This window comes from Devosia algicola, assembly GCF_028816455.1.
In the GTDB taxonomy this organism is placed as follows: domain Bacteria; phylum Pseudomonadota; class Alphaproteobacteria; order Rhizobiales; family Devosiaceae; genus Devosia; species Devosia algicola.
In genome coordinates, this window is sequence record NZ_CP118246.1 from 2,765,142 (window position 1) to 2,785,561 (window position 20,420).

At 56.0% G+C, this 20,420-nt stretch carries 21 protein-coding genes and 5 pseudogenes; 9 read left to right on the forward strand and 17 right to left on the reverse strand.

What is annotated here, in order from left to right; translation table 11 throughout:
* Nucleotides 1–156: 156 nt before the first annotated feature.
* Together PSQ19_RS14725 and PSQ19_RS14730 are read right to left on the reverse strand one after the other, a co-directional pair.
* Nucleotides 157–1,221: an ABC transporter substrate-binding protein gene (locus PSQ19_RS14725; protein ID WP_282218346.1), complete on the reverse strand. Its 1,065-nt coding sequence runs from the start codon at nucleotides 1,219–1,221 to the stop codon at nucleotides 157–159.
* Complete coding sequence (locus tag PSQ19_RS14730) at nucleotides 1,202–1,411, reverse strand: hypothetical protein (RefSeq protein WP_282218347.1); 210 nt, start codon at nucleotides 1,409–1,411, stop codon at nucleotides 1,202–1,204. Before PSQ19_RS14730 ends, PSQ19_RS14725 begins: the two co-directional genes overlap by 20 nt.
* Before the next feature lie 178 nt (nucleotides 1,412–1,589).
* Here PSQ19_RS14730 and PSQ19_RS14735 point away from each other — a divergent pair.
* Both PSQ19_RS14735 and PSQ19_RS14740 read left to right on the forward strand, forming a co-directional pair.
* Nucleotides 1,590–1,994: pseudogene (locus PSQ19_RS14735) on the forward strand (LacI family DNA-binding transcriptional regulator); the annotation flags it as partial.
* Nucleotides 1,995–2,070: 76 nt separating this feature from the next.
* Nucleotides 2,071–2,625: a substrate-binding domain-containing protein gene (locus tag PSQ19_RS14740; protein ID WP_282218348.1), complete on the forward strand. Its 555-nt coding sequence runs from the start codon at nucleotides 2,071–2,073 to the stop codon at nucleotides 2,623–2,625.
* Nucleotides 2,626–2,675: 50 nt separating this feature from the next.
* Here the strand turns inward: PSQ19_RS14740 and PSQ19_RS14745 are convergent, their stop codons facing one another.
* Both PSQ19_RS14745 and PSQ19_RS19935 read right to left on the reverse strand, forming a co-directional pair.
* Nucleotides 2,676–3,062, reverse strand: a complete 387-nt coding sequence (locus tag PSQ19_RS14745; protein ID WP_407649164.1) for a hypothetical protein — start codon at nucleotides 3,060–3,062, stop codon at nucleotides 2,676–2,678.
* Nucleotides 3,063–3,128: 66 nt separating this feature from the next.
* Nucleotides 3,129–3,212: pseudogene (locus tag PSQ19_RS19935) on the reverse strand (TetR/AcrR family transcriptional regulator); the annotation flags it as partial.
* A gap of 300 nt (nucleotides 3,213–3,512) precedes the next feature.
* Between PSQ19_RS19935 and PSQ19_RS14750 the strand changes: the two are divergent.
* A complete protein-coding gene (locus tag PSQ19_RS14750) occupies nucleotides 3,513–3,905 on the forward strand; it encodes a cupin domain-containing protein (RefSeq protein WP_282218350.1) in 393 nt (130 codons plus the stop codon).
* Nucleotides 3,906–3,980: 75 nt separating this feature from the next.
* Nucleotides 3,981–4,670, forward strand: a complete 690-nt coding sequence (locus tag PSQ19_RS14755; RefSeq protein ID WP_282218351.1) for a CPBP family glutamic-type intramembrane protease — start codon at nucleotides 3,981–3,983, stop codon at nucleotides 4,668–4,670.
* Nucleotides 4,671–4,805: 135 nt separating this feature from the next.
* Here PSQ19_RS14755 and PSQ19_RS14760 read toward each other — a convergent pair.
* Nucleotides 4,806–5,505, reverse strand: a pseudogene (locus tag PSQ19_RS14760) (DUF899 family protein).
* Nucleotides 5,506–5,729: 224 nt separating this feature from the next.
* Nucleotides 5,730–6,215: a winged helix-turn-helix transcriptional regulator gene (locus tag PSQ19_RS14765; RefSeq protein ID WP_282218352.1), complete on the reverse strand. Its 486-nt coding sequence runs from the start codon at nucleotides 6,213–6,215 to the stop codon at nucleotides 5,730–5,732.
* Nucleotides 6,216–6,302: 87 nt separating this feature from the next.
* On the opposite strand from PSQ19_RS14765, the gene PSQ19_RS14770 reads away from it, so the two are divergent.
* Nucleotides 6,303–6,944 (forward strand): dihydrofolate reductase family protein, encoded by a 642-nt coding sequence (locus tag PSQ19_RS14770; RefSeq protein ID WP_282218353.1) that lies wholly within the window; start codon nucleotides 6,303–6,305, stop codon nucleotides 6,942–6,944.
* A gap of 244 nt (nucleotides 6,945–7,188) precedes the next feature.
* Nucleotides 7,189–7,542: a DUF2200 domain-containing protein gene (locus PSQ19_RS14775; protein WP_282218354.1), complete on the forward strand. Its 354-nt coding sequence runs from the start codon at nucleotides 7,189–7,191 to the stop codon at nucleotides 7,540–7,542.
* A 62-nt stretch (nucleotides 7,543–7,604) separates the two neighbouring features.
* Here the strand turns inward: PSQ19_RS14775 and PSQ19_RS14780 are convergent, their stop codons facing one another.
* From PSQ19_RS14780 to PSQ19_RS14790, 3 genes are read right to left on the reverse strand one after another with little or no spacing between them, the layout of a single operon-like run.
* Nucleotides 7,605–7,709, reverse strand: coding sequence for a DUF899 family protein (locus tag PSQ19_RS14780; protein WP_282218355.1), 105 nt, complete (start codon nucleotides 7,707–7,709; stop codon nucleotides 7,605–7,607).
* Nucleotides 7,663–8,313, reverse strand: a complete 651-nt coding sequence (locus PSQ19_RS14785; protein WP_282218356.1) for a DUF899 domain-containing protein — start codon at nucleotides 8,311–8,313, stop codon at nucleotides 7,663–7,665. Before PSQ19_RS14785 ends, PSQ19_RS14780 begins: the two co-directional genes overlap by 47 nt.
* 2 nt (nucleotides 8,314–8,315) lie before the next feature.
* Nucleotides 8,316–8,606 carry a hypothetical protein gene (locus PSQ19_RS14790; RefSeq protein WP_282218357.1) on the reverse strand — a complete coding sequence of 97 codons (291 nt, stop codon included), beginning with the start codon at nucleotides 8,604–8,606 and terminating at the stop codon, nucleotides 8,316–8,318.
* Between the two features lie 106 nt (nucleotides 8,607–8,712).
* Between PSQ19_RS14790 and PSQ19_RS14795 the strand changes: the two genes are divergently transcribed.
* Together PSQ19_RS14795 and PSQ19_RS14800 are read left to right on the forward strand one after the other, a co-directional pair.
* A complete protein-coding gene (locus tag PSQ19_RS14795; RefSeq protein ID WP_282218358.1) occupies nucleotides 8,713–9,933 on the forward strand; it encodes an HTH domain-containing protein in 1,221 nt (406 codons plus the stop codon).
* Nucleotides 9,934–9,942: 9 nt separating this feature from the next.
* Nucleotides 9,943–10,576 (forward strand): annotated as a pseudogene (locus PSQ19_RS14800) (Vgb family protein).
* Between the two features lie 222 nt (nucleotides 10,577–10,798).
* Here the strand turns inward: PSQ19_RS14800 and PSQ19_RS14805 are convergent.
* The 7 genes and pseudogenes from PSQ19_RS14805 to PSQ19_RS14835 form a co-directional block, all read right to left on the reverse strand.
* On the reverse strand, nucleotides 10,799–11,161 hold the full coding sequence (locus PSQ19_RS14805) for an L-rhamnose mutarotase (protein ID WP_282218359.1): 363 nt from the start codon (nucleotides 11,159–11,161) through the stop codon (nucleotides 10,799–10,801).
* Nucleotides 11,082–12,301, reverse strand: a pseudogene (locus tag PSQ19_RS14810) (alpha-hydroxy acid oxidase). The gene PSQ19_RS14805 and the pseudogene PSQ19_RS14810 overlap by 80 nt, the downstream one beginning before the upstream one ends.
* A 15-nt stretch (nucleotides 12,302–12,316) precedes the next feature.
* Complete coding sequence (locus tag PSQ19_RS14815; protein WP_282218360.1) at nucleotides 12,317–14,362, reverse strand: alpha-amylase family protein; 2,046 nt, start codon at nucleotides 14,360–14,362, stop codon at nucleotides 12,317–12,319.
* Nucleotides 14,363–14,376: 14 nt separating this feature from the next.
* Complete coding sequence (locus PSQ19_RS14820) at nucleotides 14,377–15,246, reverse strand: carbohydrate ABC transporter permease (protein WP_282218361.1); 870 nt, start codon at nucleotides 15,244–15,246, stop codon at nucleotides 14,377–14,379.
* Nucleotides 15,247–15,248: 2 nt separating this feature from the next.
* Complete coding sequence (locus PSQ19_RS14825) at nucleotides 15,249–15,977, reverse strand: carbohydrate ABC transporter permease (RefSeq protein WP_282218362.1); 729 nt, start codon at nucleotides 15,975–15,977, stop codon at nucleotides 15,249–15,251.
* 292 nt (nucleotides 15,978–16,269) lie between these two features.
* Nucleotides 16,270–17,013 (reverse strand): extracellular solute-binding protein, encoded by a 744-nt coding sequence (locus PSQ19_RS14830; RefSeq protein WP_282218363.1) that lies wholly within the window; start codon nucleotides 17,011–17,013, stop codon nucleotides 16,270–16,272.
* On the reverse strand, nucleotides 16,997–17,569 hold the full coding sequence (locus PSQ19_RS14835) for an ABC transporter substrate-binding protein (protein WP_282218364.1): 573 nt from the start codon (nucleotides 17,567–17,569) through the stop codon (nucleotides 16,997–16,999). The genes PSQ19_RS14830 and PSQ19_RS14835 overlap by 17 nt, the downstream gene beginning before the upstream one ends.
* A 119-nt stretch (nucleotides 17,570–17,688) precedes the next feature.
* On the opposite strand from PSQ19_RS14835, the gene PSQ19_RS14840 reads away from it, so the two are divergent.
* Entirely contained in the window at nucleotides 17,689–18,840 is a 1,152-nt protein-coding gene (locus PSQ19_RS14840; RefSeq protein ID WP_282218365.1) for an ABC transporter ATP-binding protein, read from the forward strand.
* Between the two features lie 12 nt (nucleotides 18,841–18,852).
* Here PSQ19_RS14840 and PSQ19_RS14845 read toward each other — a convergent pair whose 3' ends face one another.
* Nucleotides 18,853–19,557, reverse strand: a complete 705-nt coding sequence (locus tag PSQ19_RS14845; protein ID WP_282218366.1) for a FadR/GntR family transcriptional regulator — start codon at nucleotides 19,555–19,557, stop codon at nucleotides 18,853–18,855.
* Between the last annotated feature and the right edge of the window lie 863 nt (nucleotides 19,558–20,420).

The window sequence follows — 20,420 nt, forward strand, 5'->3', positions numbered from 1 at the left end:
CGCTGTCTCAGCCTCCCGCCTCAACCGACGCGGCAAGCAATGTTGTTATTGTGGAGGCCCGTCCGGGCGCCGCAGCCGAGGCTGGGGGTCCGGACGGGTTGGGGGAGAGGTTCGGTCAGCCGCCCATCTGCTGTTTGAGGCGCGCGAACGACTCGTTCAGGCTCGTCGTCGGCCTGCTTGACACCATCGGCGATTGACACTTCGCCAGCCATCATCGCGGTATAATAGCGAATGAAAATCTTCTCGACTTCCTGGAAATTGGCCGGCGAGGGAACCGCCTTTGTGTGCGGCAATGTCTGGTAATAAAGTGCCGCTGAGGGAGGATAGGCTCAGGAAGGCCTCGGTCGAGGCTGCCGACAGGCGACCAGGTACGCCGCCACCCTTCTCGCCTTCTTCCTTCTGCGTTTCTTCATTGGTTAACTCAAGGATGAGTGCCTTGGCGAGGTCGGGGTTGGCGGTGGTCTTGTTAATGGCATAGCCGCCAAAGCCGATGACCGTTGTGTCGCTCTCCTTTGATGGAGGAATGGCAACGTCCATGTTGAGATCGTTTGATTTGGCGCTTTGCACGATCCAGTGCCCGCGGCTGATCATCGCGACCTGACCGGCCATGAACTGGCTGTCCATCGTGGCGCCGCTGCTTGGAATGGGCGAGACGCCATCGACATGGATCAGGTCATAAAGGAACTGCAGGCTCTCGGCGACCTTGGGGTCGAGCATATTTGATGCCGACCAGTCGTCACTAAGAATACTGGTGCCATTCGAGAAGAACCAGGGCTGTATGAAGAAGTTCTGATTGGGCACTTCATAGCCGAACTGCGTCACGGTGCCCGATGCGTCCTTGATCGTCAGCTTCTTGGCGACATCGCGGAATTCGTCCCAAGTCCATTTGCCATCCACGGGATAAGCAACGCCGGCCGCGTCGAACAGATCGCGGTTGTAGTTGATCATGATGTTGTTCCAGCTGATGGGGACGTAATTGATTGCCCCATTGTAGGAACCCTGTTCAAACAGGCTCGGCGCAAAGTCGGAGAATCCGCTATTGGCCGCGACGAAATCATCGAGCGGCATCCACAAGTTACGCGATGAAAAGGCCTGGAAGGTTTCGATGGCAGTGCCATAGACGTCCGCTGCCGCGCCTGCATTGAACTGGCCCAGCACTTTGGTCACATAGTCACCCCAGCCACCGGAGATGGCGTCGATTTCAAAGCTCGACAGTGACATTAGGATATTTGATGTTGAATCGCGCTATGGCGTTGGTTATGGCGCCCAACTCGGCGTCGCCACCAAAAGCCTGGAGTTTCAAAGTCGCCCGTTCGTCCGATTGCGCAAAAGCCGGTGCTACCCCCAAATTTACACCGGCGGCAAAAGCCGCTGACGATAGCAGCAAACTGCGTCGTGAAATCTTATTCATAAAATCCTCCCTATGCGCCGCTCCCGACGCCCAATTGTTCACTCGTTCCCCGGTCGAAACGTTTCGTGTGAAGTGCCTGATACGCCGACAGTTTGATCTGTCCTCTTCCTATCGCACCGAATTTGCTTACACGAAACGTTTCGTATAATGCACTTAACGGCTCTTGTGACAAGGGGGCATGCCTTACGGAGAGAATGAATTGGCCACCATCAAGGACGTCGCACGACGAGCAGGCGTCGCCATCTCCACCGCGTCGGCGGCGATCAACCGTTCCGCCCCGGTTAGTCAGGACGTGATAGACAGGGTTGAAAAGGCTGTGCGCGATATTGGCTATGTGCCCCATGGCGCCGCCCAAAGCCTGCGCATCGGTCAGTCCCGCCTGATCGGCCTGATATTGCCCGACATCACCAATCCGCACTTTTCCAATGTGGCAAAGATTGTGGAATCGGCCTGCCTGAAAACCGGCTACATGGCCGCCGTCTATTCAACCAATGAAGATTTCGATCGCGAACGGCAGATACTCAGAATGATGCGGGCCCAACGCGTTGCCGGCCTCATCATTATCCCGACGCGCTCCGATATCGAGCACGGCGAGCGGCTGGCTGAGCAAATCCACGTGCCGACGATTCTCCTCGACTCCTTTGTCAACGGCCTACCCTATGACGTGGTCAAGGCTCGACAATGTGTGCGCCGGACGTCTGGCCACCGAATACCTACTCGATCTTGGTCATTCTCGCATTGCGGTGACGGGCGGTCGCGACAACATCATTACCGGCGAAGATCGTCTTCGGGGTTATTTCGAAGCACATGCCGCGCGCGGCGTCGCGGTTCAGCCGCGTCTCCAGATCGCCGGTCGCTTCCTGCAGACGGTGGCGCATGATAGCACGCTAGCACTGATGCGCGCGCCCGAGCCCCCGACGGCCATTTTTTCCCTGTCCAACATGATGACCCTGGGCGTACTCAATGCCTTGCGCGAATTGAAGCTGTCGGTGCCAACAGATGTCTCGGTCATCAGCATCGACGACTTCGACTATGCCGATATCATGAACCCGCCGCCCACCGTCGTTGCCGCACCCGTGACCGAAATGGCCCAATCCGCGATCGATCAGCTTTTTCAGCAAATCCTGAGTAAATCCAAGCCAACCAGTTCCGTGACCCAATTCATGCCCGAACTCATCGTGCGGGAGAGGCTGTCGATCTCCAACACGCAATGACCACGCCTCTTAGTTCTGGTCGAACATTTCGAATTGCCACTTGTCGTGATTCACCAGACTGATGCGCTCGGTGAGTGCGTTTCGGCCTGTGTCAGATAGGACCAGATCAGCCTTTTGCACTGGGCCGCCAGCCTGCCCGGTGCGATGCTTGCCGGATGGTCCTCTAGCGCCCGGTGTGCCGCGGTTTCAAGCACCGCCTCCAGCATCCCGGCGGCGTCTTTGGGATCGAGGTCGGCCGCCAGGGCGGCGCGGTGCTGTCTCAGCACATCTTCTATGAGCCCGGCAACCTGCACACTGAGCGCGCGCCGATGCTCGGCCCGTCCCACACGCGGCGCAATCCCGATCAATATCCTGTGCAGTTGCGGTTCCTGAGGGTGATCGTCAAACGCCATGTCGACCAGTTTGTCGACCACCTCTGCGAGGCTATCGCCCGGCATCGCGGCAATCGCCTCGGCAAACCGTTCAATAAAGGCCGCGCCATAGTAATCGACGACGGCGGCCGCCAGCGCCTGCTTGTTGGGAAAATATTGGTAAAGAGAACCGACGCTGACACCTGCCCGCTCCGCCACGATCGCTGTGGTCGTGCCTTCGAACCCGTTGCAGAATCAAAATCTGAGCGGTCGCCTCGATAATCGCCTGAACCGTGGCACGCGCACGGCTCTGACGGGGAATTTTGCGTTGGGTTACATCCATTTGCGCTGCCCTGGGGTCGCGTGTCGCGAAAGCGAATACAAAAACTGAGAGATTCGTCACATATTTGCGGTCTCAACGCAAGTGAGGCCGCGAGACACGCACGAAACTGATTGTCGCGTCCGACATGGCGCTGTCCGTGCTGACCCCATTTTGTCCGCGTTACCGGTCTCACGCAGCACAAAGGAGAAATGCAAATGACCAAGACGATCTCCGCAATCGACCTGACCCGGTGGCAGGTGCTATTGGAAAATGGTGCAAAAATGCGCCCGATCCAGCCGTCAGCGCCAGCAAGTGCGCATCTGGCCGAGGGCAGGACGCTCGCCATCTTCGACGCCGAACATCCCGAGGATGTGCATCCCGACCACTGGGAGATGCATTCCGAGGGCGACGAATTTCTTTACCTCTGGTCCGGCCGACTCGTGATCGATCTGGATTGTGCCAACGGCACGCATAGCGTCACCCTGACACCGGGTACAGGTTATGTGGTTGCATCAGGACTCTGGCACCGCCTGCGGTTACTGGCGCCGTCTGTGTTGATGGCAATCACCCACCGCACCGGTACCCAGCGCCGCAAGAATCCCGAGTAATCCGCCATGACCGAAATTGCCGATATAAAATCCGCTCAGCGATGGGAGGGCGCCGCGCTTAGGGACTCGATAATCATGCTCGCCGCCCGTCCGGTACTTGCTGTTCTGTCCCAGGGCCTGGTCGTCCTCATCTATATCGCCAACGGATCAGCGGCGCCCTGGCGCGATGCCGGGACGTGGTTGCCTGTCTACGGCACCTTGACCGACCTCGGCTGCCTGTTTTTGCTTTGGCGATTGACGCGGCGCGAAGGAATCGGCCTGATTGACCTGATCGGATTTCGGCGCGGCCAATTGGTGCGGGAGCTACAGCTCGGTGTCGGCCTTGTTCCGGTTTGCCTGTGCTTCATATTCGGCGGAGTAGCCCTTAGCAGTCTCCTTGTTTTCGGCGAAGTCGGCATACCGCAGCTTGGCGACAGACTGCCGATGGGGGCCGCCCTGTACGCGGTTTTGATCTGGCCACTGGTGTGGGGTGTCACGGAACAGATGACCTATAACGGCTATCTGGTGCCGCGCCTGCGGGCGCTCGGTGGTTCAATCGTGGCAGTCGTGCTGGTTGCGACAGTGTGGGCGGCACAACACGCGGTGATGCCTGTGACGTTCGATGGCCAATACATGCTGCACCGGTTTCTGGCGTCGATCCCGAACTCGCTGTTCATGATCTTCGCCTTCCTTCGGCTGAAACGCCTCCTGCCTCTTGTCACGGCGCATTGGCTGATGAACGGCGCCGCAATGTTCACGGGCACGCTTTGGCCGCTGCTGGGCTGAGGCGTCGGCCAAAGAAACGATGTTCATTTGTCACCATTGGCTTCCGCCAGAATTATGGTGTTGCCACTGGGGTCAATCAACTCAAGCAGGGTTGCAAAATCACCCTCGGTGATGTCCTCGTCGCGTCGGGATCATTCACCCCTGACCATCGTTCAGCTTCGGATACCAGTCGGTGCCGCGCCCTTCGGGTGTTGTATCGAGGATGATCCAGAGCGGGTTCATGTCGGGGGCGTTGTGCGGATCCTGCCCAGGATCGGCCATCTCCATATTGCCCTCCGCGCTGTAGAAATGCCGGATCACGTCGCCATCGCGCCGGAAGACAGTGTAGGCCGGCATATCGGCATCTTTTTCGCCGACATAATCTTCAGTGAAATCACCGTTGGTGTCGGAATAGAGTTTCAAATGTTTCCAGCCACGGCTTGTTCCATATTTCGCGATCCGCTCGTAAGGAGAGCGAGCAACCACGGCCAGCGCTACCCGCTGCTCGATATGAGGAACTTCGCCGTCCCAGGCGCTGAGCCTGCGCGGTGCACATCGGGCAGCCTTGCGCGCGCTGCGGACCATACATCATGGAATAAACCACAAGCGTGTCATGATCTCCGAACAGGCCTGCGAGTCCAATTGCGCCCTTCGGCCCCTCAAATTGATAGTCCTTCGTCACCTCGCCACCCGGTGGCAGCGCCCGGCGCTGCTCGGCAACCCGCCAGAGATGTCGGCGCAGTTCAATCTCCTCGGCAAGCAGCGCGTCGCGCGCCGCACGATAGGCGTCGCTTTCATTGGGAAAGCGCGTCGAGTTGGTTTTCGCCAGTTCCTTGGCGGGCTTCAGTTCTACCATGGTTCATTCCCTTCCAGTTTTGGTGCCCCAAGCATTGAGTGCCGCCTAAGTCGCGGGTGCCGACAAGATAGTTGATGTCAATGTAATGCAAATCTGTCAGAAACCCCGGCAGGCCCAGAGGGTTCCCAACGGCATGACATTGATGGTATGCGCCCATTGCCCGTGCGTGCATGCGCAGCGTGAAAATTGACCGTTGCCAACATCAATTTCGGCGCTTGCGAACATTATCCGCCCAGCGCCGCCCGATAGGCCGATGTCAGTTCCTCGATCACCGAGCGTGCCGGTGCCGCCGCGCCGAGATGCAGGCTGCGCAACTCCGCCATGAACGCTTCCCACATAGCCGGGCCACCCTCTTCTAGAAGCTGGGCGCGGATGGAGAGTTCACGTGTCACTGGCGTATAGCGCCGACCCCATGCGCCCATCTGGACCAGCAGCGGTACCAGTTGGATCGCTGGCTCGGTCAGGCTGTAGATTGTCTTCTGCTTGTGTGAAGGATCGCTGCGCGCCGACAGTAGCCCCTTACTGGTCAGTTTTTTGAGCCGGTCCGCCAGAATATTTGAAGCGATGCCTTCCTCCGAATGGTTGAGCAGGTCACGATAGTGCCGACGGTTTCCGAACATGATGTCGCGGATAATGATCAGGCTCCAGCGGTCGCCGAGCGTTTCGAGCGTCAGATTGATCGGGCAACCGGACCGGATAGGCTTGTCCATGCGGGGTCTCCGTAAACTGCTTGCAACATAGGTTCGGTTTTGCTACACCGCAACTGCTTGCAAAGTGCATACGGAAAGGACGCAGTCATGGGCAAGGTGATCGTTTCAGGTTTTTGCCTCTCGATAGACGGTTTTGGCGCGGGGCCCGATCAGAGTCTGGAAAATCCGCTCGGCAAGCGTGGGGGCGAGATGTTCTCCTGGCATACCGGCAGCCGGCACTTCCATCGGATGTTCGGCAAGGAAGGGGGAACTGAAGGTATCGACAACGATTTCTCCACCCGGTCGATGACCGGCTTCGGCGCCTTCATTCTTGGACGCAACATGTTCGGTCCGATCCGGGGGGACTGGCCGGACGAGACATGGAAGGGCTGGTGGGGCGACAACCCGCCCTATCATGCACCGACCTTTGTGCTCACGCACTACGCGCGCGAGCCCATCGAGATGGAGGGCGGTACGGTCTTTCATTTCATCACCGACGGGATCGAAGCTGCGCTTGAGCAAGCCAAAACGGCGGCGGCGGACAAGAATGTAAAGATCGGCGGCGGTGTTTCTACGGTCCGCCAATATCTGCTGGCCGGGTTGGTCGACGAAATACATTTCGCGATATCGCCTGTGGCGCTTGGTCAGGGCGAGGCAATGTTTGCAGGACTTGACTTGCCCGCCCTCGGTTTTTCCGTCACCGAACATGCCGCGACCGAGGCCGCCACGCACATCGTGCTCACAAGATAAAGGGAGGCGTGTGGGCCTAACACGCTTCATGTCGCCGCGATGTAACCTGTTGATAGGGTTATGTCCTGCCGTTTGCCTAGAGTCTCGTCAAACTTTCATTATTGAGTTAGTCAATTGCCCAGCGGCGCGCATTCTGGCCCATTTGCGGTTGACCGCATTCGGTTAAGGGAACGACGATCCTCGCGGAGGTGACCCCTCGATCAACCGCATCGCCGCAGACCCTACCCCGCGATTGGAAAATGCGATGACAAAGCACAGGATTTACACCACCAGCTTCGCGAGCATCTATCTGCTCTATCTCGCCAAGGCGGAGAAGAAGGGCCGGACCAAAAGTGAGGTCGATGAGATCATTCGCTGGCTGACCGGATACAATCCGCAGCAACTGGCAAGCGCACTGTCAGATGGGACTGATTTTGAGACCTTCTTCGCCGACGCGCCGCAGATGAATCCCGCGCGTCGGCTGATTAAGGGTGTGATTTGCGGTATTCGTGTCGAAGACATCAAGGAGCCGACCATGCAGGAAATCCGCTATCTCGACAAACTGGTCGATGAGTTGGCCAGAGGCAAGGCCATGGCGAAAATCCTGCGAGCGGCCTAAGTCGATGGGCGTCGACAGGATGTCCTCCAGTGGCTTCGCTGGCGCCTCAGGACGCGAAGGTGCTAGTTTGCTTGCGGATATTCATCATGCAGACGAACCCAATTCATGGTGCCATCAGTCTCATTGCGGCCTCTGGGGGCCAGGTCGAGCCAGTTGAAGGCGCCCATCAGCAGGCTCGGTGCCGCGATGATAGGTCGAGTAGGTATGGAAAATATCGCCATCCCCGCCCCTGATGAAGACGCTTACGCCGAACATGTCCGCAGAATTCTGGATCTTGGTCTTGTCGTAATTGTAGCGCGCGCGTCCGGCGGCGCGATCTGGCTCGGTAAAAGACACGCCGAAATCATAATTGAAGGGACCATCTCCTGACGAGAGCCAGGGAAAGCTCCAGCCCATCCGGGCCTTGACCTGCTCGATCCGCTTGATCGGGGCGCGCGATATCGCGGCGAAGGCGAGGTCGGCTTGCTCGAAATGCTGGCGCGCCGCGTCGACGTGATCCATGGTATAGGAGCAGCCTGGACAAATGTGATCCGAGCCCGGCGTGAGCATGAAGTGATAGATGGCGAGTTGGCTATGATCGCCGAACAGGTCGAGCAAGCTACATTTGCCGTCAGAACCTTCGAATACATAGCCTTTTTCGATCCTGACCCACGGCAGCTGCCGGCGCTCGGCCCGCAGATTGTCGAGCGCATGGGTCATTTCAAGTTCCTTGGCCAGAAGCGCCTTGCGCGCCGCGAGCCAGTCTTTGCGTGAAACAATAGTGGGTTGCATGATCAATCCTCTTGGATTTTCGGTATGGGTTTCATGAATTGCTGCGACAGGGCGGCAGCGAGCTTCAGCCAGGGTGACAGGTGGAAAAAGCACATCAGCAGATACATGAAGGCCATGCTGTTGACGGGCGGTATGCCGAGTGCCGACGCACACGACATGGCTTGCATGTCAGTCGCTGAAAGCCAGGCCATCAGCGCAAAAATTGGCGATGCCACAAGGCCAAGCCAGCCTGCGGCATCGCGCCGGTGCGGGCTTTGGACAGAGCGTTTTCCTGCTAGTATGATCGTCGACATCTTTGATCGTCCAATTTCGATTTGTCAGTACCTGTCGGCGCTGAACCTGACCAAGATGTAGGCTAAACGGCGCGAACACGTGAGTAACAAATGTGACGGGAATTCAATGGACGCTCTGATGACCACCGCGGCGCGGGCGCTTGCTCTGGGCGATCCGCTTGCCGCGCTCAAACACGTCGCCCTGCGCGACGATGCCCCAGCGCTGGCCTTGCGTGGTATCGCCATGGCGCAACTCGGCGATCTGGCGCGTGCAAGAGAGCTGCTAGGCAACGCAGCGCGCGCGTTCGGTGCCCGCGAGCCGATCGCCCGTGCGCGATGCAACCTCGCCATCGCCGAAATTGCGTTGGTCTTACGAGACCTGGGCAGACCTATGGATGGGCTCGACGCCACTCGGTCAACGCTGGAAACCGTTGGCGACCGCGCCAATGCCGCGCATGCCCGCTATCTCCAGGCAAGGCGCCTATTGTTGATTGGTCGCCTGGATGAGGCGGAGCGGATCCTTGGCGACCTTGATACGGATGAATTGCCGATCACATCGCGGGCGGGTTACCAACTGGTGGCCGCAGGCATTGCAATCCGCCGCATGCGCGCGAAACCGGCCCGGGATGCGTTCGTCCGCGCAAAAAGTGCCGCCGCGGACGTCGGCAATGCTGCACTGAAGGCAGAGGTCGATCGAGCCGTGCAGGCCTTCGAAGCGCCCACCGCGCGGCGGATCACATGCCATACCCAACAACTGCTCCGATTTGAGGAGGTCGAGGCGCTGATGGCATCGGACGCGTTGATCATCGATTCATGCCGGAACGCCGTGCGCGTCGAAACAGACATTGTTTCTCTGGCCGGTCGCTTGGTCCTCATGGCGCTCCTGCGTTTGCTTGGTGAAAGCTGGCCGAACGACGCATCCCGAAAGGAGCTTCTCGTTCGCGCCTTTGGCGCGCGGCAGGAAGATCAATCGCATCGCGCGCGGCTGCGGGTCGAGATTGGGCGCTTGCGCGCGGCGGTCAGACCCTTGGCGGAGATACGCGCCACCGAGCGCGGATTCGTTGTTGAGCCCCATAAAGCCGGTTCGGTCGTGGTGCTGGCACCGCCTGTTGAGAACGAGCACGGTGATGTGTTGGCGCTTCTCGCCGATGGCGAGGCCTGGTCCAGTTCCGCGCTGGCGCTGGCGCTCGACGTCAGCCCGCGTACCGTGCAACGGGCGCTCGAAACTCTAGCGGAAAACGGCAGGGTGGAATGGTTCGGAAATGGACGGGCACGCCGATGGATCGCCGCGAGCGTGCCCGGTTTCCCGACGAGTTTGTTACTCCCCGCCAACAGTGCCATGGTCTAAGGTGACATCATGAAACACGCAGCCGCTGAAATCCTCCATGAATATGGGCCATTTCCTGGCGTGGATTGCGTCCATGGCGTCAGCTTTGATGGCCGCCATGTCTGGATGGCGACAGGCACCAGGCTGGACGCTTTTGATCCGGAAAATGGGCAAATGCTGACCCCGCTCAATGTTGCTGCCGAAGCGGGCACGGCGTTCGACGGTGAGCATTTATTCCAGATCGCTGAGGCGGTGATCCGCAAGATCGATCCCAAGACGGGCAAGGTGCTGGCCACGATCCCGGCGCCCGGCGATAGGGATGATTCCGGCCTTGCCTGGGCGGAAGGTTCGCTCTGGGTCGGGCAGCATAGCGGCCGCCGAGATCCATCAAGTGGACCCCGACACGGGAACGATACGCCGCACAATTGAAACCGATCGCTTCGTTACCGGCGTTACCTGGGTCGACGGTGAGCTCTGGCATGGAACCTGGGAGGATAATGAAAGCGATATCCGCCACATCGATCCTGTGAGCGGGGAGGTACTGGAGCGATTGGATATGCCGGCGGGAACCGCTGTTTCGGGCCTCGAATCCGATGGCGGCGATCGCTTCTTCTGCGGCGGAGGCTCCAGCGCCAAGGTGCGCGCGATCCGCAGGCCAAAGTGAACTGAAGCAGCCCTGTGAGGTCACAACACCGCCTGATGGCATCATTCGTGCGCGCCGGTCGACCCAAGATCAAGTTGTAAATATCGTTCAAGCAAATTTGAGAAATTTTCCCCACGCCCCCTCGCTCCTCTGGCCCAACGCTACGGCGCGTGTCTGATGTCCGCGTAAATTCTACCAAAGAGCCCCGTTAAAAACGGGGGGATTACCAGGTCACTTTAACGATCAATCTGTATGGAAAACTGGCTCCATCATTGCCCACCACTCACCCGATTTACGGTGTTCGAGCGGTTGCTGACACGGCATACAAACCGACCACCATTCCTCATTCTTGGGGTCGTCAGCAATCGCCTTTGAATCAACTTCAAAATCAGCACCTGTATACTCCCAATATCCAAATAGCAGGTTTTCCGGCTCTTTAAGGAAGATGGTATAATTGGTGATATTATGCGTGCTCAACAACGCTAAAATCTCAGGCCAAACATCGGCATGAAGACGTTTATATTCGTCAATTTTGTTGGCTTTTACGCCTAGAACCATTCCCATTCTTTGCACCTGCGTTCTCCTTTTGCCTCTGGTTTGGCACATTGACGTTGTGAAGGCCCGAGTCGCTGATGTTTCGCTCACCGCAAAACGCCATGGTCAAGTCGAGTTCTTTGGCGATGATTTCAAGCGCCCGCTCGACACCTCGTTGTCCGTCAGCGGCAAGCCCGTAAAGGTATGAACGCCCGATGTAAGTGCTCTTGGCACCCAACGCTATGGCTCGATAAACGTCTTGGCCAGATCGAATTCCACCGTCGAAATGAACTTCGATATCTGTCCCCACCGCATCAAGGACTCGGGGAAGCGCGGAGATACTTGAAGACGCTGCGTCTAGCTGCCGCCCCCGTGATTGGACACAACGATCGCATCCGCTCCACTGGCGAAAGCGAGGCGCGCATCTTCGGGTTCCATAATACCCTTCAATATCAACTTGCCGTTCCAGCGGCTTCTAATCCATTCGATATCGTTCCAGCTAAAATCCAGATCGAATTGCTTTGCGACCCAACCTGTCATTTCAGTCAAATTATCTGCACCTGGCGCGTAGCCAGACAGGTTGCCAAACGTGTGCCTGCGCGTGCCCAACATGCGTAAGCACCAACCCGGACGCGATGCCAACTGCATGAATGTGCGCCACCCCAAAGTGGGTGGTGTCGTTAGCCCATTGCGGAGGTCTTTGTGTCTTTGCCCTGCGACCTGAAGGTCCATTGTTACCATGAGAGCGGAACAACCGGCCTCCTTGGCGCGCTCAAGCAAACTCGCGACAAATCCTCTGTCTCGCATCATATAGAGTTGAAACCAGAACGGCTTCTTCACCGCCGCCGCAACATCCTCAATGGAACAAATGCTCATTGTCGACAGTGTGAAGGGTACGCCCGCATTTTCTGCCGCTCGGGCAGCGCAGATCTCACCATCCGGCCATTGCATGCCTGCGATACCAGTTGGCGCTAGTGCCAATGGCATCGACACAGGCTGCCCCACCATTTCGGTGGCCAATGAACGATTGCTGATCTGCTTGCCCACACGCTGGCGAAACTGGATAGCATCCAGATCACCAGCGTTGGCGCGATAGGTGCTTTCTGTCCATGAACCAGAGTCGATATAGTCAAAAAACATTCTGGGTACACGGCGCTGCGCCAAGCGCTTGAGGTCTTGAACCTCAAGCGTTCTCATGGCGCAATCACCCATCGCGTCTCATTCATTTCACGCGATCTCCACGATGGTGTGAATTTCGATCTCAGGCACCACAAAGGATACTTTGCCATTGGCCAGTTCGAACGGCAGAGCAACGCCCGGCACCAGATTCACTGCCTTTACGGCATCAAGACCAGCTGCGGATGCATCAAGTGTCACTGCGACATTGCAAATCTTGTGCGCAGGTGCGCCGATGCTGAGGCGCTCAATGTCGCCAGCACGGTGATTGACCAGATGGAGGACCAAGCGCCCAGTTTGCCGATTAAGGGTGAACTCCACACCAACCGGTGCATCCGTTGTCAGCATTGAAGCGTGAAGGTTCATCCTCACCAATTTGCGCGTGAGCAGTTTTACCCAGATGTTGTTGAAGCCTTCGCAATCGGGCGTGAAGGCAAGGTAGACGCTCTTCCCGCTGCCGACGGCGTTTTCAACAATTGCCGGATATTTCAAGTCATTGTCTGGACTTGCGTCACCCCAAAGCACCGTTGTTGCATCAGTACGCAAGGATTCCGGTTCCATGGCATGAGCCGTAACGTTGCCAGTCGTGGGCCTGATGATTGCGCCGGCCCTGTCGACCGCAAGTGGCTGCGGTGAGACCTCTTTGGCCAACTCTCCATCCAGTTTGAGATAGAAATAGGCTGACGAGAAGTTTCCAGAGCGGGTGAAACCGCACATTTTGTCGAGCGCTGGTGTTTCACGCAAAGATCCGACTTCATTGCGGGTGCCACTGGCACCGGTGACAATCAAAGTTCCGCCTGCTTCGGCATAATGACGCAGCGTTTGCACTTCTTCTTCGCTCAGGGCAGTTTGTTCAGCCACGACAACGCATTTGTAAGCCGATATATCCTGATCAAGACGAATGATGTCGAACAAAATTTGCTCATCAATCAGTGCCTGAGTGAACGCCTCAGCACCATTTTGCATATCCAGCCACTCGCGCGACGCTAAGCGTGGTTTGGCGGCGAGAACGACGCCAACCTCGGCAACACCCTTTGCATCTACCAGCCAGGGCTCGGCGGCCTCGATGGGCTTAAACACGGCCTCAAATCCCTCGAGCTGGGTGGCGTCTGTACCGCCATCAGCAAACGGGGCTTGTCCGAAAACCGGCGACCCGCCCTGCGCGACAAGCAATGACGCTTCCAATCTGAGAACCGGTACGGGCTTTTGATCCAGAGCGTTCCAGCCGCCGCCACGCGGCGCGCGCGACACACCGCCCGCGATAAGCGCTTCCATTGGCTTTTCACGACCCTTGGCCCAGCGCGCAATGAAGCTTTGACGCGTATAAAAAGGTGCGTGTCCTTCAATGGAAATGAGGTCGGCACCGTCGATAGGATCACCTGGTGCACCCGCTGCGTTATAGGTAACAAACGCGTCGGGCTGGTGACCTTTAATGACCGACTTCATTTCAGCTATGAAGTCGTCAACCTCACCGGTCATAAATTCGAAAATTTCGTCTTCTTGCTCCGGCGTGGGCGTGTGGGGCAGACCGCGTCCAGTTACTTCGCGATAACGCAATTGGGCATGGTGCGAATAATCGGGCATGGGATGTGGTGCCACCATCCAAAGTTTCTGCGGCAAATCTCTGGCCAGCGGAATGATGTCCAGCCAAAAGCCATCTGCCTGGTAGCGGCTTGCAAGTTCGTCGATTTGAGTGCGAACAAATTTTCGGTACGGGGAACAAACGGATGCGTACCAGAAAGGTCCGCCCTTGTGCGGATCGCCATGGTCATTCACCGCCCGCCATTCGGGGTGTAGTCCGAGAGCGTAATTGTCAAAGCATATGCTGACATAGGCGACGAAATGGATGCCGCGCTTCGACAGTTCCGACTGAATCTCTCCGATAATGTCCCGCGGATAAGGCAAGCCAAGTGAACAGGGGTAATAGACAACCCCATGATGGTCTTTGCAGTAGAACTGCACGCAATCAACGCCAGCACGCTCATAGGCATCGGCAAGTGCGACAGCATCAAAGTTCTCTCCTTGGTTTTTTGCCCACTGGGGCGAAACGTAAAGGACGTGAACTTTTCTAAAACTCTGGTTGTACCAATGTGACATTTTTCTTCTCATTCTTACTTGATGGCGCCTGCAGTCATGCCCTTACGAATCTGACGCTGGAACACCAGGTAGAAGATAAGTAGGGGCAGAACCGCGAGGCTCATGATGGCAAACAGTTCGCCAATAACAGTTTCTGTGGCCATGGCGTCGGGGCGATAAGCGGCGATGGCCAGGGGCAATGTGCGCACGTCGAGTTTGTCGAGCAGCGCAAGCGCAAAGAAGAGTTCGCTCCAAATCCACCCGATATTGATGATGACCATGGAGGCTAAAGCGCCGCGCGATACGGGCAGCACAACCCGCCAAAAAACTCCGAACATTGAGCAACCATCCAGACGCGCGGCCTCTTCCAATTCTTTGGGAAAGCTGACGAAGTAAGCGCGCATCAAAATGGTCGTGAATGGTAGTCCAAGTGTTGCGTAAAGCAGGATCATGCCGATCTGGCTATTGCGCAGACCTAGGTCTCCAAAAAAGAAGTAGATTGGGATCAACAAGACGTGCGCAGGCACGGCCAGCGCGAGCAGAAATAGCTGCTGGGCTGCTTGATTGCCCGGAAACTTCCCGCGTGCCAGCGCGTATCCGGCCAGGGATGACGCGGCCAATAAAACGAGCAATGCACCGCCTGTCACAATGAACGAGTTCATCATGTAAATCATGACCGACTGATTGGTGCGCCCGCCTAAAATTACGGCGGCATAATTTTCAATGACCGGCGAAAGCGGGATTGAGAATGGTGAATTCAGGATCCGAGAATCTGTCTTTAGTGACGTAAAAAACAGATAAACAATCGGGTACATCGTCATAAACAGCCAGACGAGCAGCAATATTTGAGCAATCACCCCGAGAATGCCGGACGGTCTGAGCATGTTGGCTAGGCTATGTTTCATGATCAATACTCCACCGCGTTGACCTTGGTGAGCCGATAGTACAGATAGGTGACAGTGAAAATTACGGCGAACATTGCCACTGCGACTGCGGAGGCGTAGCCAAATTCTTGCTGCTCGAATGCACGCTTGTACAAATATGTACCCAGCACGGATGAACTGTCCGCAGGCCCACCTTTTGTCATGATCCAGACGATGTCGAAGACCTTGAGCGAGAAAATAATCTGCACAACACTGATTGATACAAGCACAGGCCAAATCATTGGGACGATTAAATAACGCAGACGGTTCCACTCACTTGCACCATCCAATGTTGCCGCGTGATGCAGGTCTTCTGAAATACCTTCAATGGCCGCGAGCAGCACGATCATGGGGAAGCCGGCATAATGCCAAACAACCACAGCAATAATCGACACTAGCGACAGGTCGATGCTGGCGAGCCAGGGTTGCGCGAGAAACCCCAATCCAATCGTCGCCAAAAATGTGTTCAACAAGCCGAAATTCGGTTCCAGAATTCTGGTCCAAAGCGCGGCGGCGACAACATTCGGCAACATGACCGGCAGGTAAAATGCGAACCGATAAAGGCCATGTCCCGGAACTCTTCTTGAAATGGCGAGTGCCAGAAAAAGACCAAGTCCGACGGTTCCAACTGTCGCTGCAACGGCGAAGAAAATCGTATTTCTTAGGGCGTTCCAGAAATATTTGTCCTGAAACAGTTCAACAAAATTGTCCAACCCCACCCAAGCGCGCGGCAGCAGTCCTTTCCATTCATACATGGACAATTCAAGGGCCTTGTAAAGTGGAACTGCCATGAAAAGGGCAAGAAGCAATATCGCCGGTGCCAGGAAAAGGTACCACACCGCACGCTCCCGCACTGCTGCGCGCTTCTGCATGGCACCTGAGGTCGCAGACTGGGAGAATTTGCCATCGCTGACGATTTGACTCGAGGTGGACAATTGAAAACTCGCCGTTGAATTCAGTTGGAAGTTGGCCGACCCGGTGGGTCGACCAACCATCTAGAGGAACCTAACCCTGACGGGCTTCTTCCCAAGCGTCCTGCATCTGCTGTGCAGCTTCTTCAGGCGTCGCCAGATCATTCAACACTTCACCCACTACGCGTTTGAATAGGTTCAGCAAGTCGGGAGGAACTGCCGATTCAAACAATGGTGGAGCACCAGCGCTATCCGCGTCTTTTACCATCTGCACTATTTGTGCCGGCAAGAACTCAGCAAGTTCGTCCGTGGGGATATCGCTTCTGCCCGGAGGCGCAGTATTGGCCTCGGAATAGATCTTAGTACCCTCACGGGAGCCTATGAATGCCAAGACCTGCTTGGTTTCCTCAAGGTTTCCACGATCGAATGCCACAAAGCAGTTTGCCAACCAGCTGCCGACTTGGCCGTAGGATTCTTCATTGATTGGTGGATAGTAGAAATAGCCAACTTCAAAATTATCCTGCTCAAGCTGGCCACTGCCACCCCAGGAGCCAGTTTGGTACATTGCGGCACGTCCAGATGTGAACAATGACCGTGCAATGGTGTCGTCAGTCAGCCCTGCGAAGCCGTCCGAGGCCAATCCCCGGTCGACAATTTCTTCCAGCACCTGAAAAACCCGCACACCGTTAGCGTCTGTCCACTTGTAACTGCGTTGTTCGTCTGTGGATTCAGGTGCCCAGTTATTCAACAGGGCGTAATATTCGTCCTGCCCCAATGCACGCATCAGGATGCCATCGGGTAAATGGTTGACCATGCCATAGTCATATAACGTGACCATGGGCTGAACACCGTCGGCGCGCACCGCATCTGCGATAGCGTATAGGCTCATCCCAGGTTTTGGGTTCACTCAGCCCAAGTTTGGCAAACATGTCCTTGTTGTAGAACACATAGGGTGTCCACACGCGTGTGACGTGAATTGCATACTTATGCCCGTCGTTTTCGGTGTAATAACGCGCGGTGCCTTCGGGATAGTTTTCATCCCAAAGCTCATCCAACGGGGCCAGCATTCCGGCTTCGATCATGTTTTTGTATTGGAAGGCACTTGAGCACCACCACCAAGACATGTCCGGGCCATCGTCTGATGCGAACATGGTGGATGGTGCGGTGGCCTGCCAGTTCAATTCGTCGGTTTGCGCCTCAACGGTTACTTGGATACCCGGGTTAGCCGCGTTCCAAGCATCAATAACCGCGTTTGTCCCATCCGCGCTTCCACCAGCAAGTGTGGTGAGCCTTAGATTGACGACATCCTGCGACAGCGCGGGGGAAAACCCTCCCCCCATCATAGCCGCCACAGCGATGAAGCTGACGGCAGATCTACCTAATTCCATTGACATATTCTCCTCCTAGAGTTTCGCGTTGACAGATTGGTAGGATCACTCTATCAATTCTTCTAGCGGAAGAATTTAAGCTATGCAACCCCCGATTTGCCTTCACCGAAAAACACGGAAATTACATGTCAGACGTCACATTTGATCGCGTTCAGAAGCGCTACGGTTCTGTTGAAGTTATTCCCGAGCTAGATCTGAACGTTCCCGACGGATCGTTTACCGTTCTCGTCGGCCCGTCCGGTTGCGGAAAGTCAACGCTGCTTCGCATGCTCGCGGGAATAGAGAGCACTACGTCCGGAAGCATTCGGATTGGTGAGGATGACATTACCCATCGCGAGCCGTCCAAGCGCGGCGTCGCAATGGTGTTTCAAAGCTATGCGCTTTATCCGCATATGAGTGTCGCCGAGAACATTGGTTTCAGCCTAAAATTGTCGAAACGCCCCAAGGCTGAAGTCACAGAACGTGTTTTGGAGGCCGCGAATACGCTACAGATCGAACAATTGCTTGATCGAAAGCCAAGCGAACTCTCAGGCGGACAGCGCCAGCGCGTCGCCATCGGACGCGCTATCGTGCGCGATCCAAAAGTGTTTTTGTTCGATGAGCCTTTGTCCAATCTCGACGCTAAACTGCGCGTAAGCACCCGTTTGGAACTGGCACGTTTGCACCAACGGCTAAAGGTGACGACAATCTACGTAACCCATGATCAGATCGAAGCGCTCACGCTCGGTGATCGGATTGCTGTGATGAATGAAGGCAAAATCCTTCAAGTTGGATCGCCAAAAGACTTGTATTCGAATCCAGTCAACACATTCGTCGCATCCTTCATCGGATCACCGCCCATGAACATGGTCGAGGCAAATTTGGATGGCCAGACAATCAGCTTTGCGAGCCACGAAATTCGCGTTTCTGACTTTAGTTTGCTGCCCAAGACTGAAAACGGGAAAATCATTTTGGGTATTCGACCAGAGAATTTTGAGTCCGACGCGCTAGCGCCAGCAGATTTGCCGCGAATTGAAGTTTTCCCCGACCTTATCGAGGCACAGGGCGCGGATTCGTTCATTGATTTTTGCGTTGACGCCAACCCGAGTGGCACAGGCTCGGCACTCATCGATCGCGGTGGTGATCAAGGGATGAAAAACGGCGAAGTTCGGTTTACCGCACGGGTAAATCCGAAGTTTGAACCTGGGATTGGTGAGCGCACACTACTGGCGCTTGATCCTGCTGATTTCCGGTATTTTGATGCCCAAACTGGCGACGCCTTGCCACGCCGCGCCTGAGCGCGCGTTTCATCAACCGCCGAGCTTGCGGAAATCGTCTTTCACTTGGCGCATGTGGCGCGACATAGCTGAAATTGCAGCGTCCACATCGCCGTTGGCGATATGTTCCACAAGTTCGTGGTGATAATTCTGGGCAGCAGAGGGGCTCCTGTCGACGTAGAATAGTTGACTGCGTTGTTCAAAGAGTACGTCTACAATTGGCTCAAGTATGACCGCAATCAGGCTGTTGCCCGTGGCACGTGCTATCCCCAAATGGAAACGATGATCTGCGGCAATAAACGCATCTACATCGTCAAATGACGCGCCCATTATGGTGAGTTCATGCCTTAAAGCCACGATGTCATCAGGCGTGGCGTTGGCTGCAGCCAAACCTGCGATCGGCGGCTCGACAAATGATCGAATCTCAATCAAATCGCCTAGATTTCCCGCAGCCCCTCCCAACGCTAGGGCAAGACTAAAGGAATCTCCTAGTGCCTTGGAAGTGCCATTTGTTAGGTATGTTCCGCTGCCTTGCCTTACTTCAACTAAACCATCGTTTCCGAGTGCGCGAATTGCCTCACGTACAACATTGCGGCTCACACCATACGTGTGTGCGATCTGCCTCTCGGTAGGCAATTTTGAACCCGGTAAATATGCTCCGCTGACAATCTGCTTTTTTATCTGAGCTGCAACTTGTTCGTACAGCCGAACCGATTTGAGGTGTGTATCGTTAGTCATAATTGGTCCAATGGTAGGATCACTTTTAGCCATATATCTCAGCTTCGAATTACATTCAACTTGCTATCTTGTGTTTAGGCAACAATGAGAACTGAATAGCCCCGGCTTTTGTAGACACCCTCGGGGTTAGATTGTGTACTGCCGTTCAAACATCATCGCCGTCATCGCGGTTTGCCGAGTTCTGTGGCAATTCAAACTCGTTTGGTGAGCCTTCGCCGGTCAGCCTAATGTCTAGGTGATGTGTTAGTCGCCTCATTGAAAACGCCAGATGGCCGATGCACTGGCGGATTTCCTGCCAGCGCGGGCTTGTCCTCTTGATCCTAATTCAGGTATCGACCAATCTTGCAGCGAGTGGAGGAGCCTGTTCTGACTGACGCCATGCAAAATTCGCGTGCGGTGACCAATCACCTTGTACGCAACAGGAACCTAGCTGCTGTGTTTGAGGCGATCCGTGAAGCCAAGACTCCGTCTCGAGCCGAGGCTGCTTGACGGAATGCCCTTCACCCCACAGACGATGTCGAACGTCTGCAACGAGCTTCTTGAGACTCGGTCTCATCACCGAAGGCAGTAGGATCAAGGCCGGAGGAAAGGGCAAGCCGCCGACCTCATTGGCAATTGTTCCTGAAGGTGGTCATGCCGTCGGCGCCCAGCTGCGGTGGAACCAGTTGAAGCTTTGCCTTGTCGATCTCGGCTTCCGCGAGAGCGCCACCGAGATCATTGTGCCAACTCGCACAGGATCCGAAGCGTTCGTGGACGAGATTGCAGAGGCGATCGGCGACTACGTCAATCGGCACGCGCGAAAGGGCATCTGGTCGGTCGGGGTATCCGCACCCCTGCCAGCATCCAGGTCGGATCAAACGTTG

What these genes read in the sequence shown, in the direction of transcription:
- PSQ19_RS14780 (WP_282218355.1), bottom strand. Translation starts at nt 7,709, where the DNA reads ATGGGCGCCTTCAACTGGCTCGACCTGGCCCCCAGAGGCCGCAATGAG.
- PSQ19_RS14835 (WP_282218364.1), bottom strand. Translation starts at nt 17,569, where the DNA reads ATGTCAATGGAATTAGGTAGATCTGCCGTCAGCTTCATCGCTGTGGCG.
- PSQ19_RS14745 (WP_407649164.1), bottom strand. Translation starts at nt 3,062, where the DNA reads ATGCCGGGCGATAGCCTCGCAGAGGTGGTCGACAAACTGGTCGACATG.
- PSQ19_RS14845 (WP_282218366.1), bottom strand. Translation starts at nt 19,557, where the DNA reads ATGACTAACGATACACACCTCAAATCGGTTCGGCTGTACGAACAAGTT.
- PSQ19_RS14830 (WP_282218363.1), bottom strand. Translation starts at nt 17,013, where the DNA reads ATGGTCACGTTATATGACTATGGCATGGTCAACCATTTACCCGATGGC.
- PSQ19_RS14770 (WP_282218353.1), top strand. Translation starts at nt 6,303, where the DNA reads ATGGGCAAGGTGATCGTTTCAGGTTTTTGCCTCTCGATAGACGGTTTT.
- PSQ19_RS14795 (WP_282218358.1), top strand. Translation starts at nt 8,713, where the DNA reads ATGGACGCTCTGATGACCACCGCGGCGCGGGCGCTTGCTCTGGGCGAT.
- PSQ19_RS14730 (WP_282218347.1), bottom strand. Translation starts at nt 1,411, where the DNA reads ATGAATAAGATTTCACGACGCAGTTTGCTGCTATCGTCAGCGGCTTTT.
- PSQ19_RS14815 (WP_282218360.1), bottom strand. Translation starts at nt 14,362, where the DNA reads ATGTCACATTGGTACAACCAGAGTTTTAGAAAAGTTCACGTCCTTTAC.
- PSQ19_RS14725 (WP_282218346.1), bottom strand. Translation starts at nt 1,221, where the DNA reads ATGTCACTGTCGAGCTTTGAAATCGACGCCATCTCCGGTGGCTGGGGT.
- PSQ19_RS14785 (WP_282218356.1), bottom strand. Translation starts at nt 8,313, where the DNA reads ATGCAACCCACTATTGTTTCACGCAAAGACTGGCTCGCGGCGCGCAAG.
- PSQ19_RS14790 (WP_282218357.1), bottom strand. Translation starts at nt 8,606, where the DNA reads ATGTCGACGATCATACTAGCAGGAAAACGCTCTGTCCAAAGCCCGCAC.
- PSQ19_RS14740 (WP_282218348.1), top strand. Translation starts at nt 2,071, where the DNA reads ATGACGTGGTCAAGGCTCGACAATGTGTGCGCCGGACGTCTGGCCACC.
- PSQ19_RS14820 (WP_282218361.1), bottom strand. Translation starts at nt 15,246, where the DNA reads ATGAAACATAGCCTAGCCAACATGCTCAGACCGTCCGGCATTCTCGGG.
- PSQ19_RS14750 (WP_282218350.1), top strand. Translation starts at nt 3,513, where the DNA reads ATGACCAAGACGATCTCCGCAATCGACCTGACCCGGTGGCAGGTGCTA.
- PSQ19_RS14765 (WP_282218352.1), bottom strand. Translation starts at nt 6,215, where the DNA reads ATGGACAAGCCTATCCGGTCCGGTTGCCCGATCAATCTGACGCTCGAA.
- PSQ19_RS14805 (WP_282218359.1), bottom strand. Translation starts at nt 11,161, where the DNA reads ATGTGCCAAACCAGAGGCAAAAGGAGAACGCAGGTGCAAAGAATGGGA.
- PSQ19_RS14755 (WP_282218351.1), top strand. Translation starts at nt 3,981, where the DNA reads ATGCTCGCCGCCCGTCCGGTACTTGCTGTTCTGTCCCAGGGCCTGGTC.
- PSQ19_RS14840 (WP_282218365.1), top strand. Translation starts at nt 17,689, where the DNA reads ATGTCAGACGTCACATTTGATCGCGTTCAGAAGCGCTACGGTTCTGTT.
- PSQ19_RS14775 (WP_282218354.1), top strand. Translation starts at nt 7,189, where the DNA reads ATGACAAAGCACAGGATTTACACCACCAGCTTCGCGAGCATCTATCTG.